Origin of the sequence: Pseudomonas sp. AK181 (assembly GCF_051122975.1) — a bacterium.
GTDB classification, from domain to species: Bacteria; Pseudomonadota; Gammaproteobacteria; order Pseudomonadales; family Pseudomonadaceae; genus Aquipseudomonas; species Aquipseudomonas lactis.
The window spans coordinates 1,311,159-1,325,899 of the sequence record NZ_CP146348.1 but is presented as its reverse complement, the minus strand read 5'-3'; the positions used below and the strand labels follow the sequence as shown (position 1 = coordinate 1,325,899).

The window sequence follows — 14,741 nt, the reverse complement described above, 5'->3', positions numbered from 1 at the left end:
CTTATCGGGGGCTGATGACGCGTCCTTGATGGTCCACCACCGGACCGCTGAAGTGCGCGCCGCCGGCATCCAACAGCAGGCTGGTGCCGCCGACTTGCAGGGTGATGCCTTGGGCGTTGAGGGTCAGGCTGGCGGCGCCGACCTTGACGTCAACCTGTTCGCGGGAACCGCTGAAGGTGGTCGGGCCGTTGACCCAGTTGAAGGTGTGGCTGGCGTCGTCGTAGTCGCTTTGGGTGCCGTCTTGATGGCGCCGCCGGGTCAGCGTTGGCACGTTGGAGACCGGCGGAAAGCGATCGCTGTTGAGGCCGAACAGGGCCACGGATTGCACACCGCCCTCCCCCCCGCCGTAGTTGAGCAGCAGGCATTGCTCACCCACCGTGGGAATGCGGGTTTCGGTTTGTGCACCGGCACTGGGGTTGAAAAAACGGATCGCCGGGGTGAGCAGGTCACCGTGGCTGACCTTGCAGGTGTTGCTGGCCGCATCGACCTGCTGGCAAATACCGATCCGGCAGAAGCTCTCGGCGCGGCGGTAGAGGTCCTCGAGCTGGGACTCCATCTCGGCCAGGCGTTCAACGATCGGCCCCAATTGCATGCGTAACAGCGCGTCGAACATGGGCTACTCCGCCAGTGGCTTGTATTGGGCCGGGTCGTCGATGTTGGAGACGTCCCAGGTGCAGGCAAATAGCGGTTGGCCTGTGGGATCGTCGAGTAACGCCGGCCCCAGATAGAGGGTTTGAGTGAAGGAAACCGTCCAGGTGTCGTAGTCCGTTTCCACGGACGTGCGCACAGCGGGAGCCGCGACGATATTCGCCGGCAAATCGCACTGTGCCTGGGGCAGGTTCCAACGGTTATCCAGCACAAGGTCCATGAGCTGGCTGGCCAGGTCGCACGCATCGAACGGCAATGCGCCGGGAGCAACCATGGCCCGGAGTGAAATGGCCAGGACGTGTGCCTTGCGCCCCTCGCGAGAGCGAATGCCCGGGCCATTGCCTTCGACCGTGACCATTACGCCGGTTTGTTCAGCATCGCCTTGAAAGTCTTGGTGACTGCCGACCTTGATGTCCGGGAAGGCCGCATGCAGCACCGCGCCGATGGCTTGGGGCAGTTGGGATGGCTTTTCGATAAACGTCATGTTAAGTCGCGTCCTTGCAACGATTAGTGCGGGTCCTGGCCGGAGCCTTGGTTGATCCCGATGCGCTTGGCCGCCCATCGCTCATAAAGGCCGATGGCCACGTCGGCACCGGCCATGGCGGTCAGGCAACCAATCGCGCCGGCGGTCCAGATCGACATACCAGCGGCGTAGCACAGCATCAGGGCCGACACCCCGCAGACCATGCACGCCCCGGAACGCAGGGCCAATCGGCGGATCAGCGACCAGCCACGTGCGCCTTCTTTATCGGCGCGCCACATTTCACCTGAGACCCCGCCGATCACCGCCAATACGATCACCAGCCAGATAGGCATTTCCGCTAACGCTTGCTGTTCATTTGTCATGTCACGCCTCCTGGCTGAGCAATAAATAGTCCGTATTTCATTTACAAATGCTTGGGTAGGTAGGCATTCCAAAAAGCCCGGTCGCCCGGGCTTTTCAGTAATGATGTCCTCGGACTTTCGGCGCTACTGGCGCGGTACGGTCCTTTCCTCGATGTTTTTCCGACCACGATCCCTGTCTGCCGGATAACTGCTTCTGGTGCTTTACGCTGCACACCCGGGTCAGTTGCCAACCCTCTGAACCGTTAAGGCCGGTTCATCGCTGCCTGTTGTTGAAGCGTTGAAACTAAAGAGCGTCGGCATCCTTGCCGGTGTTGCCTGGCATCCCTGCCATCGCTTCGATGGCGTCCTTGCCGATGTTGCGTGCCTTCCTTGTCTTCCTTGGCAGCATCCTTGCCGCCTCCACCAAGCCTTGTTGGCTGGCTTGAGATGAAGAATATGCATGTATGCATATACAGTCAATGCACAGATGCATTTATTTTTGCTGTGGAAATGCATGAGTGCATTGGAAGCCTTACGGGCTTGGGCTTGGCCGGTTTTCTAAGGGCGAAAAAAAACCCGCACATGGGCGGGTTTCTTCTTACGCGTGGAGGTTAGCGGGCGTACATGCCCCACCAGAAAACATGACCGAGGATGCTGATCTGCTCATCCTGGATCTCCTGGAAGCTGTAGTCCTCATCGGGGTGCTCATCACGATTGAAGCTGCGCAGGCGAATCCCGGAAGGCAGGCGGTAGAGCTGTTTAACCCGCAACTGGCCGTTGTGATTGATGGCATACAAGTCGCCATCCACAATATCGCCAATGCCGCTCTTGCCAGCATTCACCCCCACCGTGGCACCGTCGCGCAACACCGGCAACATACTGTTGCCGCGCACCGTCACGCACTTGGCCTGGTCGAACTGCACACCGTTATGCCGCAGGCTGCGCTTGCCGAACCGCAGGCTGGCCTTCTCGCTTTCCTCGATGACGAATCTTCCTGATCCAGCAGCCAATTCAACCTCGCGCAGAAAGGGGATCGACACCTCGTCATCATTAACGGGGGTGTCGTCGTCCCACAGGCTTATGTCCTTGAGTTCCGAATGCATCGGGTCGCGCCCGTCATCGCGCAAAGCGCCGACTGCCGCGCGCCCGCGCAGGTAATCAGTGCTCACGCGGAAATACTCGGCGATACGGGAGATGTGTTTATCCGACGGATCAACGATCTTGCCGCTGAGGATCCGGGACAGTGTGGATTGAGGCACGCCAGTGCGTCGGTGAAGCTCCGTGGGGGAGATCCGGTCGCGGTCCAGCAGCTCTCTTAAGACGATAGAAACGTTGCGTTTTTGCATAGCGTGGATAGTGACGGGAGTTTTTGGGGTTGGCAAATGCTAATTTGCATATTCATGCATTAAACATTCGATTTTCATTTAATTCGAATCAAAATACTGTATATACAACCAGTCATCCACACCCTATTATTCCGACAACCTGGTATTGCTGCCAGTCGACGCCTTGCATGTCGACAACTCAAGGCATATGTATAAAACTCTTTGACAACGTAGCCAGCAACGACGGAGGTGCTCATGGCTTATTCAGCGCTAGCTGTCGCTAACGCCTTCATTGAACGCGCGAAGGAAGGCAAGCTTTCGGGCCTGACGCCTATGAAGCTGCAAAAACTGCTGTTTTATACGCAGTCCTGGCATTTACGCGAACGGGATCAGCCCCTCATGGATGATCACTTTGCCCGCTGGCAATATGGCCCGGTTATCCCGTCGCTTTATCATGAGTTGAAATCCTACGGTAATCGTCCAGTGACGTCGTTGCTCAGCAACCTGAAGCCCGACGCCGAAGACATTGTCTTCGTGACACCGAGAGTGCCTGAGAGCGACACCTATACCCATCGTTTGATTGACCGGATCATCAACAAATACGGTAAATGGTCGGGCACCCAACTGTCCAACCTGTCCCACGAGGACGGCACAGCCTGGGCCCTCAAGGGTGCCGACGGTTCTGCCATCGACTGGGAAGACATGGCAACACTCATTCACCCAAAGAGCCGCATCCGTGAGTGAAGAACTCGACAACCTGGAACTCACCCTGCCCCCCGCGGCAGGGCCTGACCAGGACACTCAAGCCGGTGGCGAGCAAGCCATAGGCACCGACGATGAAAGAAACCAGAACCTCAAAGACCAGAAGGCCGAAAGGCAACTGCGCAAGAAGTATGCGGGGCGTGCGTTTTGGTTTGCGGCATGTGGCGTGATTTTCTGGGCGGTTCTGCTGGTGTGGAATGGGTGGTCGACGTATTACTCGAGTAAAGCGCCGTTCTCGGACAATGTGTTGATTGCTATCACTACGGCAACTTCGATCAATCTGTTTGCGGCGTTTCTCGGAGTGATCAGAGGGTTGTTTCCGGCTAGTGGGCGTAGGTCTAAATAGCCTGTTGGACCGCGCAGTCATTCCAATTTTGAAGGATTAATATGCTGCGCAAAAGCCAGATCATAACCCTCCCGGCATTGATCGCATCGGTACTTTTACTCACTGGCTGTCCGCCACCAGCTGAATTTACACAGTGGCGGCGTACCTCCACGAGCGTCGATGGTGTTAAGGCTGCGATGGCGGAATGTGGTGACCCTGTAGGCGGCTCACTGACTCAATTACCTATAAATGAACAGGTACTCCAGTTTCAATGCATGCAACGTCTGGGCTTTAAACGTAAAGACGGTTTTGAATTCTGTGAAGTCATGAAAGACACTCCGGCCTGCGTCGAAGCAAAAAAAGGTCGACCACTAAACGTGTCCGAGCTTGAGGCTTTACCGTTTAAAGATGATGACGGCTTCTACCCGATAAAACCCGACTCTGGCCGGTCTGAAGGCATGCAGGTCACCTGGCGTAAAGTAGGCGCATCACCGCACTTCTCGGTGCAGCTAGCTAACGATAAGGAAGCGCCGCCAGTCATGTATGCCTGCGGATACCCGAAACCACTTGGGTCGAATCTGAAAATCGCCAGCATTGGACATACAGCCAAAGCGCAACGCTGCATGATTGATCACGGCTTTGAACCGAAGAATAAAATGATTCTGGTCTGCCGGCCTTATCCCAGCGTGACAGGTTGTAAAAGCCGATAAAAAGAAGGGGGCGGCGTATTTTAATAAATGCGCCGCCCCCTCTTCTATTTCTACCGGGTCGTTTGCGACCTGCGAAGGGTCGACTTCACATGTTAACCTTGCGCCCATCGCAAAAAATGCTGGGCCAAGCGCCCAATGCCGATCAGTTAAGCGACCACGATCAGGCAAGGTGTGGAGCTTTCGAACTTCAGCGATGCGGGTGCTTCGGCCCGCCGGTACAGCGCGGTGATCCCATCGCAGCCTCGCTGAAGCTCGACAGCTCCCACTTTCGACCTGCTTTGTTTTGACGTACGCATTTCTAAACTGATCGACACTGGACCACGCGCCCCCTTTGCCCCATCACTTTCAACGAATTTGCCTATTACCCAATGAGTAAAAACACCTCCGATCTGTCCTCCCACACCCCAATGATGCAGCAGTACTGGCGTCTGAAAAACCAGCACCCTGATCAGTTGATGTTCTATCGCATGGGCGACTTCTACGAGATCTTCTACGAAGACGCGAAGAAGGCCGCCAAGCTGCTGGACATCACCCTGACCGCGCGCGGGCAGTCGGCGGGGCAGTCGATTCCGATGTGTGGGATTCCTTACCACTCGCTGGAAGGCTACCTGGTCAAGCTGGTGAAGCTGGGCGAGTCGGTGGTGATCTGTGAGCAGATCGGCGACCCGGCCACGAGTAAAGGGCCGGTGGAACGCCAGGTGGTGCGCATTATTACGCCGGGCACGGTTAGTGATGAGGCGTTGTTGGATGAGCGTCGCGATAACCTGATTGCGGCGGTGTTGGGCGATGAGCGTTTGTTCGGCCTGTCGGTGCTGGATATCACCAGTGGCAATTTCAGCGTGCTGGAGATCAAGGGCTGGGAGAACCTGCTGGCGGAGCTGGAGCGCATCAATCCGGTGGAGTTGTTGATTCCGGATGATTGGCCCAAGGACTTGCCGGCGGAGAAACGTCGTGGGACCAAGCGGCGTGCGCCGTGGGATTTTGAGCGTGATTCGGCGCTGAAGAGTCTTTGCCAGCAATTCTCGGTGCAGGACCTTAAAGGCTTTGGTTGCGAGACGCTGACCCTGGCCATCGGTGCCGCCGGTTGCCTGCTCAGCTACGCCAAGGAAACCCAGCGCACCGCCCTGCCGCACTTGCGCAGCCTGCGCCATGAGCGTCTGGACGATACCGTGGTGCTCGATGGCGCCAGCCGTCGCAACCTGGAGCTGGATACCAACCTGGCCGGCGGGCGTGATAACACGCTGCAATCGGTGGTGGACCGTTGCCAGACCGCCATGGGCAGCCGTTTGCTGACCCGTTGGTTGAACCGTCCGCTACGGGATTTGACGGTGCTGCAAGCGCGCCAGTCTTCCATTACCTGCCTGCTCGACGGCTATCGATTTGAAAAACTGCAGCCGCAACTCAAAGAGATTGGCGATATCGAGCGCATCCTCGCGCGGATCGGCCTGCGCAATGCGCGGCCCCGTGACTTGGCGCGCCTGCGTGATGCCTTGAGCGCCTTGCCGCAGTTGCAAGTGGCGATGACCGAACTGGACACGCCGCACCTGCAACAGCTTGCCGTCACCGCTGGCACTTACCCGGACCTCGCAGCGCTGCTGGAAAAGGCCATCATCGACAACCCACCGGCGATCATTCGTGACGGCGGCGTGTTGAAAACCGGCTATGACAGCGAGTTGGATGAGCTGCAATCGCTGAGCGAAAACGCCGGCCAGTTCCTGATCGACCTGGAAGCCCGCGAAAAAGCGCGTACGGGCCTGGCTAACCTGAAAGTCGGCTACAACCGTGTGCATGGCTACTTTATTGAGTTGCCGAGCAAACAGGCCGAGTCGGCGCCTATCGACTATCAACGTCGCCAGACCCTCAAAGGCGCCGAGCGTTTTATCACCCCCGAGCTCAAAGCGTTCGAAGACAAGGCGCTGTCAGCCAAAAGCCGCGCCCTGGCTCGGGAAAAGATGCTCTACGAAGCTTTGCTCGAAGACTTGATCAGCCGTCTGGCGCCGTTGCAAGACACCGCCGCCGCCCTGGCGGAGCTGGATGTGTTGAGCAACCTCGCCGAACGTGCGCTGAACCTGGACCTCAATTGCCCACGGTTTGTAAGCGAGCCGTGCATGCGCATCGTGCAAGGTCGTCACCCGGTAGTGGAGCAAGTGCTGACCACGCCGTTCGTCGCCAATGACCTGTCGCTGGACGACGATACCCGCATGCTGGTGATCACCGGTCCGAACATGGGTGGTAAATCCACCTACATGCGCCAGACCGCGTTGATCGTGCTGTTGGCGCATATCGGCAGCTTCGTACCGGCAGCCAGTTGCGAACTGTCGCTGGTGGACCGCATTTTCACGCGGATCGGCTCCAGCGATGACCTGGCCGGTGGCCGTTCCACCTTTATGGTGGAAATGAGCGAGACCGCCAACATCCTGCACAACGCCACCGAACGCAGCCTGGTGCTGATGGACGAAGTGGGCCGCGGCACCAGCACCTTCGACGGCCTGTCCCTGGCCTGGGCGGCGGCTGAACGCTTGGCGCATTTGCGTGCGTACACGTTGTTTGCCACGCACTACTTCGAGCTGACGGTGCTGCCGGAAAACGAGCCGCTGGTGGCCAACGTGCATCTCAATGCCACTGAGCACAACGAGCGCATTGTGTTCCTGCACCATGTGCTGCCAGGGCCGGCAAGCCAGAGCTATGGCTTAGCCGTAGCACAATTGGCCGGTGTGCCGAGCGAGGTGATCACCCGTGCCCGCGAACACTTAAGCCGCCTGGAAACCACGGCGCTGCCCCACGAAACGGTCGTCGCCAGCCCTGCCAAGGCCAACAAGAAACCTGCCGCGCCGCATCAGAGCGATATGTTCGCCAGCCTGCCCCATCCGGTGTTGGATGAGTTGGCAAAGCTTGACCTGGATGACTTGACGCCGCGTAAAGCGCTCGAAATGTTATATGCACTGAAGACTCGGATATAACGCAGACGCTTGCAAGCTGATAGAATCTCGCGCGGTTTGGGATGCTGCGGGCTTTTAGCCTGGTCCGCAGACTATCGCTCTCAAACCTCGCGAACCCCACCATAAGGGGTTTCGCTGCCGCCGCCTGAGGAGAAAATTAGAAATGACCTTCGTCGTCACCGACAACTGCATCAAGTGCAAGTACACCGACTGCGTAGAAGTCTGTCCGGTGGACTGCTTCTACGAAGGCCCGAATTTCCTGGTTATCCACCCGGATGAGTGCATCGACTGCGCCCTGTGTGAACCAGAATGCCCGGCCGTCGCGATTTTCTCCGAGGACGAAGTGCCTGCGGGCATGGAGCAATTCATTCAGTTGAACGTCGAGCTGGCCGAAGTGTGGCCAAACATCACCGAGCGCAAAGATCCGATGCCGGATGCCGCTGAATGGGATGGCAAGCCCAACAAAATTGAGCAACTAGAGCGCTAAAGCGCCGCTGCCCAACAAAAAAAGGCCCCTTAAGGGGCCTTTTTTGCGTTCGGGTGCCTGCGTTCACTTTTCTACAGGCAAAAAAAAGGGGCGGTATGACCCGCCCACATTTTTTCCCTAGTCCCTGTATTCCTTTTCATCATCCTGATGAATCGCATCCTGCGACGTTCCTTCAAACCATCGTTCCTTGATGGCTGTGCCAATCCGTGGACACAGGGCTGATGTTAGAGCGTTCCGAGGGAAGTTCAACGCGATGCCCTCAGCGGTCTGACAAACTCTACCGCTCTCAATCGATAAAATAATATTTATATTTCAATAAGATAGATAATAGCTTCGTCATTTCAAGACGTACGCAACCGCCAAAAAAACCAAACACTTACGAAAAAGTAAGCGAATGCTTACACGCGCATTACGCAAAGTAGCAACAAGCCCTATTGGCGCCCCACCTGTAGGAGCGAGCTTGCTCGCGAAAAACCCGAGAGCACCACTGGTCGTCAGGCTTTTCGCGTATCCGTTAAAGCCTAATCAATCGTCGCTCACGGTAATGGTCGGCATCGCCGGCGCCATCGCTTCCTGCAAAACAATCCGCGCACCGACATGACGGGCCAATTCCTGATAGATCATCGCAATCTGCCCATCAGCCTCTGCCGCGACGGTAGGTTTGCCACCATCGGCCTGCTCGCGAATCTCCATCGCCAATGGCAACGATGCCAGCAGTTCAACGCCATACTGAGTAGCGAGCTTCTCGCCCCCGCCCTCACCGAACAGATGCTCGGCATGCCCGCAGTTGGAACAGATATGCACCGCCATGTTTTCCACCACGCCCAGCACCGGGATGTTGACCTTGCGGAACATCTCCACGCCTTTCCTGGCGTCCAGCAGTGCCAGGTCCTGAGGCGTGGTGACAATCACCGCACCGGCCACCGGCACTTTCTGCGCCAGGGTCAGTTGGATGTCGCCGGTGCCTGGCGGCATGTCGATCACCAGGTAGTCGAGGTCGCCCCACGCCGTTTGTGTGACCAGTTGCAGCAACGCACCGGAGGCCATAGGCCCGCGCCAGACCATCGGCGTGTTGTCATCGGTAAGGAAGGCCATGGACATCACTTCCACACCCAGCGACTCGATGGGCACAAACCATTTCTGATCCTGGACCTTCGGCCGTGTGCCTTCGGCGATGCCGAACATCACGCCCTGGCTCGGCCCGTAGATGTCGGCATCGAGAATGCCCACGCGCGCACCTTCTCGCGCCAGGGCCAGGGCCAGGTTGGCCGCGGTGGTGGATTTACCCACGCCGCCCTTGCCGGAGGCCACCGCCACCACATTCTTGACGTTGGCCAGGCCCGGGATCTGCGCCTGGGCCTTGTGCGGCGCGATCACGCATTGGATGTCGACCTTGGCCGAACCCACACCGTCCAGGCCCTCGATGGCCATTTGCAGCATCTGTGCCCAACCGCTTTTGAACAGGCCCGCGGCATAACCCAGTTGCAACTGCACCGACACCTGGTCGCCCTGGACCTCGATGGCACGCACACAGCCGGCACTGACCGGGTCCTGGTTCAAATAAGGGTCGGTGTACTGGCGAAGAACGGCTTCCACCGCTGCGCGATTGACGGCGCTCATGGGCTACTCCCGAAAAAAGACTGACTGAAACAGGCGGCTATCCTAACCGTTCCAGCCGCTGAACGGCATGCTTTCGAAGGCGTGGAAGATTCTGAAACAGCGTCACGGGGTGAAATAAATTTCCCGGCGCTTTATAGTGGCCGACCTCCGTTTCATCAAGTAGCCGAGCCCCATGTCCGAGCCACGCAAGATCCTCGTCACCAGCGCCCTGCCCTATGCCAATGGTTCCATCCATCTTGGCCATATGCTTGAGTACATCCAGACCGATATGTGGGTGCGCTTCCAGAAGCATCGCGGCAATCAATGCATTTATGTCTGCGCGGACGACGCCCACGGTTCGGCCATCATGCTGCGCGCCGAAAAGGAAGGCATCACCCCGGAACAACTGATCGCCAATGTGCAGGCTGAACACAGCGCCGACTTTGCCGAGTTCCTGGTGGACTTCGACAACTTCCACTCGACCCACTCCGACGAAAACCGCGAGCTGTCGAGCCAGATCTACCTGCGGCTGAAAGAAGCCGGGCACATCGACCAACGTTCGGTGACCCAGTATTTCGACCCGGAAAAGAAAATGTTCCTGGCCGACCGTTTCATCAAGGGCACCTGCCCGAAATGCGGCACCGAAGACCAGTACGGCGACAACTGCGAGAAATGCGGCGCGACCTACGCACCCACCGACTTGAAGGATCCCAAGTCGGCGATCTCCGGCGCCACGCCGGTACTCAAGGACTCGCAGCACTTCTTCTTCAAGCTCCCGGATTTCCAGCAAATGCTGCAAACCTGGACGCGCAGCGGCACCTTGCAGGACGCCGTGGCCAACAAACTCTCCGAATGGCTCGACAGTGGCCTGCAGCAGTGGGACATCTCCCGCGACGCGCCGTACTTCGGCTTTGAAATTCCGGGCGAGCCGGGCAAGTACTTCTACGTATGGCTGGACGCGCCGATCGGCTACATGGCCAGCTTTAAGAACCTGTGCGACCGCACCCCGGAGTTGGACTTCGACGCGTTCTGGGGCAAGGACTCCACCGCCGAGCTGTACCACTTCATCGGCAAGGATATCGTCAACTTCCACGCGCTGTTCTGGCCAGCGATGCTTGAAGGCTCGGGCTACCGCAAGCCGACCGGCATCGCCGTACACGGCTACCTGACGGTCAACGGCCAGAAAATGTCCAAGTCCCGTGGCACCTTTATCAAGGCGCGCACCTACCTGGACCACCTGTCGCCGGAATACCTGCGCTATTACTACGCGTCCAAGCTGGGCCGTGGCGTCGACGACCTGGACCTGAACCTGGAAGACTTCGTACAGAAGGTCAACTCGGACCTGGTCGGCAAAGTCGTCAACATCGCCAGCCGTTGCGCCGGTTTTATCCACAAGGGCAACGCCGGTGTACTGGTAGCCGAGAACGCCGCACCGGAACTGACCGACGCCTTCCTGGCCGCCGCGCCGAGCATCGCCGACGCTTATGAAGCCCGCGACTTTGCCCGCGCCATGCGCGAGATCATGGGCCTGGCCGACCGTGCCAACGCCTGGATCGCCGACAAGGCGCCGTGGTCGCTGAACAAGCAGGAAGGCAAGGAGGCTGAAGTCCAGGCGATCTGCGCCACCGGGGTCAACCTGTTCCGTCAGTTGGTGATCTTCCTCAAGCCGGTGCTGCCGTTGCTGGCCGCCGATGCCGAGGCGTTCCTCAATGTGGCGCCGTTGAGCTGGAACGATCACACCACCTTGCTCGGTAATCATCAGTTGAACGCGTTCAAACCCTTGATGACCCGTATTGACCCGGTGAAAGTCCAGGCCATGACCGACGCTTCGAAAGAAGACCTGGTCGCCAGCCAGACCGATACCGGCCAATCTGCCCCGGCAGGCAATGGCGAGCTGGCCAAGGACCCGATTTCCCCGGAAATCGATTTTGACGCCTTTGCTGCCGTGGATTTGCGCGTGGCACTGATCATCAAAGCCGAAGCCGTGGAAGGCGCCGACAAGCTGCTGCGCCTGACGTTGGATATCGGCGACGAACAGCGCAACGTGTTTTCTGGCATCAAGAGCGCTTACCCGGACCCGTCCAAGCTCGATGGCCGCCTGACCATGATGATCGCCAACCTCAAGCCACGGAAAATGAAGTTCGGCATTTCCGAAGGCATGGTGATGGCGGCCGGCCCTGGCGGCGAAGAAATCTACCTGCTGAGCCCGGACAGCGGCGCCAAGCCGGGTCAACGCATCAAGTAACCCCTGCAAAATGCCCCGCTGTCGCTACGGCGGGGCCTCTCAGCTTGCCCTTCTCTCTGGGCCGGGCGTCAACGCTATGATCACAGCATGAACCTCATTCAACGTATCGACGCGCTGCTGCCGCAGACTCAATGCGGCAAGTGCGGGCACCCGGGTTGCAAGCCCTACGCAGAAGGCATCGCTAAAGGCGAAGCCATCAACAAGTGCCCGCCCGGTGGGCAGGAAACTATCGCCGGGCTTGCACAACTGCTGCGCCTGCCGGTACTGGACCTGGACACCAGCCGTGGCGATGCGCCTGCGCAAGTCGCCTATATCCGCGAGGCCGAATGCATCGGTTGTACCAAATGTATCCAGGCTTGCCCGGTGGACGCCATTGTGGGCGCCGCCAAGCTGATGCACACCGTGATTGTCGATGAGTGCACCGGTTGCGACCTGTGTGTTGCGCCCTGCCCTGTTGACTGCATCGAGATGCGTCCGCTCGCTGAGGTTTTGCCTATCGTCGGTGACTTGGCCAGCAACGATGATGAACGGCGTGCACGCGACCTCAAACGCAACCGGGCGCGGCGGCGCTTCGAGCAACGTAACGCCCGCCTGCAACGTGAAGAGGCTTGCAAGCTCGCCGAGCGCGTGGCACGAGCCAAGCGCACAGCGCCGATGGCGGTGGCAACGGTCGATAACCCTCAGGCCGCTCTGGACGCCGCGATCAAGCAGGCCAAAACCAACGTCGCCATGAGTCGCGCTCAGTTGCACAAATCCTTGAAAGCGTTTGGGCATCCGCCGACCTTTGAGCAACAGTCGCAATTGATTATGCTGCAGCGACAATTCGAGGCATCCGAGCAGGCGCTTGCCACACTGGAGGCCAACAGCTCACCACAGCCACCAAAGACGGCCGCTAAAAGCGCCGAGTTCAAGCGCGCAAAGATCCAGTTGGCCATGCGCCGGGCTGCGTTGAAAAAGGCTCAGGATCAGCAAGCTGACGCGCATGAAATCGCAACCTTGAAAACCGCCCTGAACGCCGCCGAGCAAACGCTGCAAGATGCCGAGACCAACGGCTGACCCACTGCACTGTGTATTGCTAACATCACGCCGACCGCCTGCAAGGAAACGCCTGCCCTTATGAATGCCGCAAAACGTCTGGAAATTTTCCGCAGGTTTCACGAAGACAATCCGGAACCGAAAACCGAATTGGCCTACTCCTCACCGTTCGAGTTACTGATTGCGGTGATCCTCTCGGCTCAATCCACGGACGTTGGCGTCAACAAGGCCACGGCGAAGTTGTACCCCGTGGCCAATACACCCGCCGCGATTTACGCCCTGGGTGTGGAAGGCCTGTCCGAATACATCAAGACCATCGGCCTGTATAACAGCAAGGCCAAGAATGTGATCGAAACATGCCGCCTGCTGTTGGAGCTGCATGGGGGGGAGGTGCCACAAACCCGCGAAGCCCTGGAAGCCTTGCCAGGCGTAGGCCGCAAAACGGCGAACGTGGTGCTCAATACGGCATTTCGGCAGTTGACCATGGCGGTGGACACGCACATTTTTCGCGTCAGCAACCGAACCGGCATTGCACGGGGCAAGAATGTGGTTGAGGTGGAAAAGCAATTGATGAAGTTCGTGCCCAAGCCCTATTTGCTCGACTCCCACCATTGGCTGATCCTGCACGGACGCTACGTTTGCCAGGCCCGCAAGCCGCGCTGTGGCAGCTGCCGTATCGAAGATTTGTGCGAATACAAGGACAAGACCTCCGACGATTGAGCGATCATTGATTTTTGTGATCAGGCGATTGAAAAAATCTTTTTTACCCGTCCGCGGATTATCGCTATAAGGAGCCCCAATGGCAGTCTTAGCCTGGAGTTGACCCTATGAGCGCTGGCAACGAACAACTGGAAGTGGACGACGACCTCGTTGAGTCGGATGACGATGTGGTAGAGGCACCTGTGGCAGAGGTGGCCAAGACCAATTTGAGCAAACGCCGCACTATCGACAATCTTCTGGAAGAGCGACGCTTGCAAAAACAGCTGGCCGATTACGACTTCGATTTCTGATCGAGCCGTTGACGGCCGGAAGCCTCCCTGACGGAGGCTTTTTTCTGCCGGTTACACGGGTATTCAAGGGGTGCAATATCCTCCTAAACCAGGCCGTTGCGCTGGGCCAGTTCGATCAGGTCCACAAGGGACCGGGCATTGAGCTTGAGCAGCAAGCGCGTCTTGTAGGTACTGACGGTTTTGTTGCTGAGGAACATGCCATCGGCAATCTCCTTGTTGGTTTTGCCGCGGGCCAGTTGCTGCAGCACCATCATCTCCCGCCCCGATAGGCGTTCGACCATGTCGGCTTCACTGGCATTGCCCATCGTTGAGCGCACCGAGTTGAGCGCCTGGTTCGGGAAATAGCTATAGCCGGAAAGCACCGCCTTGATGGCACTGAGCAACTCCGTCAGGTCTTGCTGCTTGCACACATAACCGGCGGCCCCCGCCTGCATGCAGCGCATGGAAAAATGGCCGGGAGCCTGGGACGTCAGCACCAGCACCTTGAACGAGACGGCTTGCTTGGTTGATGCCAGCCGACAAATAACTTCCAGGCCGTCAAGCTTGGGGATTCCGATATCCAGTATCACAATATCCGGCATATGTTCCCGTGCAAGTTGCAACGCATCGACACCGTTATCAGTCTCGGCAACGACCTCATAACCATGACGCTCCATTAGCATGCGCACAGCAAGACGAATGACGGGATGATCATCCACGATCAGCACTTTATTCATGAGAAAGTCCAATTTCGCTGTTCGAATTATTTAGAGCAAACACAATAGCCTAGTCGATTACTAGTTGGCATAGCATTCCCCCCCGAACGAGAGCAGGCAGAGACCCAACCCACAA

At 58.0% G+C, this 14,741-nt stretch carries 15 protein-coding genes; 9 read left to right on the top strand and 6 right to left on the bottom strand.

Annotation, left to right across the window (positions count from 1 at the left end; translation table 11 throughout):
* Position 1: 1 nt before the first annotated feature.
* From V8689_RS06190 to V8689_RS06175, 4 genes are all read right to left on the bottom strand, one after another.
* Entirely contained in the window at positions 2-613 is a 612-nt protein-coding gene (locus V8689_RS06190; RefSeq protein WP_056790101.1) for a phage baseplate assembly protein V, read from the bottom strand.
* A 3-nt stretch (positions 614-616) separates the two neighbouring features.
* Positions 617-1,132, bottom strand: coding sequence for a hypothetical protein (locus tag V8689_RS06185; protein WP_056790098.1), 516 nt, complete (start codon positions 1,130-1,132; stop codon positions 617-619).
* A gap of 23 nt (positions 1,133-1,155) precedes the next feature.
* Positions 1,156-1,494: a phage holin family protein gene (locus V8689_RS06180; protein ID WP_003189007.1), complete on the bottom strand. Its 339-nt coding sequence runs from the start codon at positions 1,492-1,494 to the stop codon at positions 1,156-1,158.
* Between the two features lie 590 nt (positions 1,495-2,084).
* Positions 2,085-2,828 (bottom strand): LexA family transcriptional regulator, encoded by a 744-nt coding sequence (locus V8689_RS06175; protein ID WP_177343027.1) that lies wholly within the window; start codon positions 2,826-2,828, stop codon positions 2,085-2,087.
* A gap of 225 nt (positions 2,829-3,053) precedes the next feature.
* On the opposite strand from V8689_RS06175, the gene V8689_RS06170 reads away from it, so the two are divergent.
* The 5 genes from V8689_RS06170 (at position 3,054) to fdxA (ending at position 8,021) form a co-directional block, all read left to right on the top strand.
* Positions 3,054-3,542 carry a Panacea domain-containing protein gene (locus tag V8689_RS06170; RefSeq protein WP_003189004.1) on the top strand — a complete coding sequence of 163 codons (489 nt, stop codon included), beginning with the start codon at positions 3,054-3,056 and terminating at the stop codon, positions 3,540-3,542.
* The gene (locus V8689_RS06165; protein WP_056790094.1) at positions 3,535-3,906 is read left to right on the top strand and encodes a hypothetical protein; all 372 of its coding nucleotides are present in this window, start codon (positions 3,535-3,537) and stop codon (positions 3,904-3,906) included. The genes V8689_RS06170 and V8689_RS06165 overlap by 8 nt, the downstream gene beginning before the upstream one ends.
* 41 nt (positions 3,907-3,947) lie before the next feature.
* Positions 3,948-4,595 (top strand): hypothetical protein, encoded by a 648-nt coding sequence (locus V8689_RS06160; protein ID WP_060766184.1) that lies wholly within the window; start codon positions 3,948-3,950, stop codon positions 4,593-4,595.
* A gap of 368 nt (positions 4,596-4,963) precedes the next feature.
* A complete protein-coding gene (gene mutS, locus V8689_RS06155) occupies positions 4,964-7,555 on the top strand; it encodes a DNA mismatch repair protein MutS (RefSeq protein ID WP_056790092.1) in 2,592 nt (863 codons plus the stop codon).
* A 142-nt stretch (positions 7,556-7,697) separates the two neighbouring features.
* On the top strand, positions 7,698-8,021 hold the full coding sequence (gene fdxA, locus V8689_RS06150; RefSeq protein ID WP_003172109.1) for a ferredoxin FdxA: 324 nt from the start codon (positions 7,698-7,700) through the stop codon (positions 8,019-8,021).
* A 525-nt stretch (positions 8,022-8,546) separates the two neighbouring features.
* On the opposite strand, the gene apbC is transcribed toward fdxA, so the two are convergent.
* Positions 8,547-9,641 carry an iron-sulfur cluster carrier protein ApbC gene (gene apbC, locus V8689_RS06145; RefSeq protein WP_056790089.1) on the bottom strand — a complete coding sequence of 365 codons (1,095 nt, stop codon included), beginning with the start codon at positions 9,639-9,641 and terminating at the stop codon, positions 8,547-8,549.
* Positions 9,642-9,813: 172 nt separating this feature from the next.
* Here apbC and metG point away from each other — a divergent pair, with 172 nt between their 5' ends.
* The 4 genes from metG to V8689_RS06125 all read left to right on the top strand — a co-directional run bounded on the left by metG (position 9,814) and on the right by V8689_RS06125 (position 13,910).
* Positions 9,814-11,865, top strand: a complete 2,052-nt coding sequence (gene metG, locus V8689_RS06140; RefSeq protein ID WP_032893312.1) for a methionine--tRNA ligase — start codon at positions 9,814-9,816, stop codon at positions 11,863-11,865.
* Positions 11,866-11,952: 87 nt separating this feature from the next.
* On the top strand, positions 11,953-12,921 hold the full coding sequence (gene rsxB / locus V8689_RS06135) for an electron transport complex subunit RsxB (protein ID WP_056790087.1): 969 nt from the start codon (positions 11,953-11,955) through the stop codon (positions 12,919-12,921).
* A gap of 60 nt (positions 12,922-12,981) precedes the next feature.
* Complete coding sequence (nth, locus tag V8689_RS06130) at positions 12,982-13,620, top strand: endonuclease III (RefSeq protein WP_003188989.1); 639 nt, start codon at positions 12,982-12,984, stop codon at positions 13,618-13,620.
* Positions 13,621-13,727: 107 nt separating this feature from the next.
* Positions 13,728-13,910 (top strand): PA3496 family putative envelope integrity protein, encoded by a 183-nt coding sequence (locus V8689_RS06125; protein ID WP_056790084.1) that lies wholly within the window; start codon positions 13,728-13,730, stop codon positions 13,908-13,910.
* An 83-nt stretch (positions 13,911-13,993) separates the two neighbouring features.
* Here V8689_RS06125 and V8689_RS06120 read toward each other — a convergent pair whose 3' ends face one another.
* A complete protein-coding gene (locus tag V8689_RS06120; protein WP_003188986.1) occupies positions 13,994-14,626 on the bottom strand; it encodes a response regulator transcription factor in 633 nt (210 codons plus the stop codon).
* Positions 14,627-14,741 lie beyond the last annotated feature (115 nt).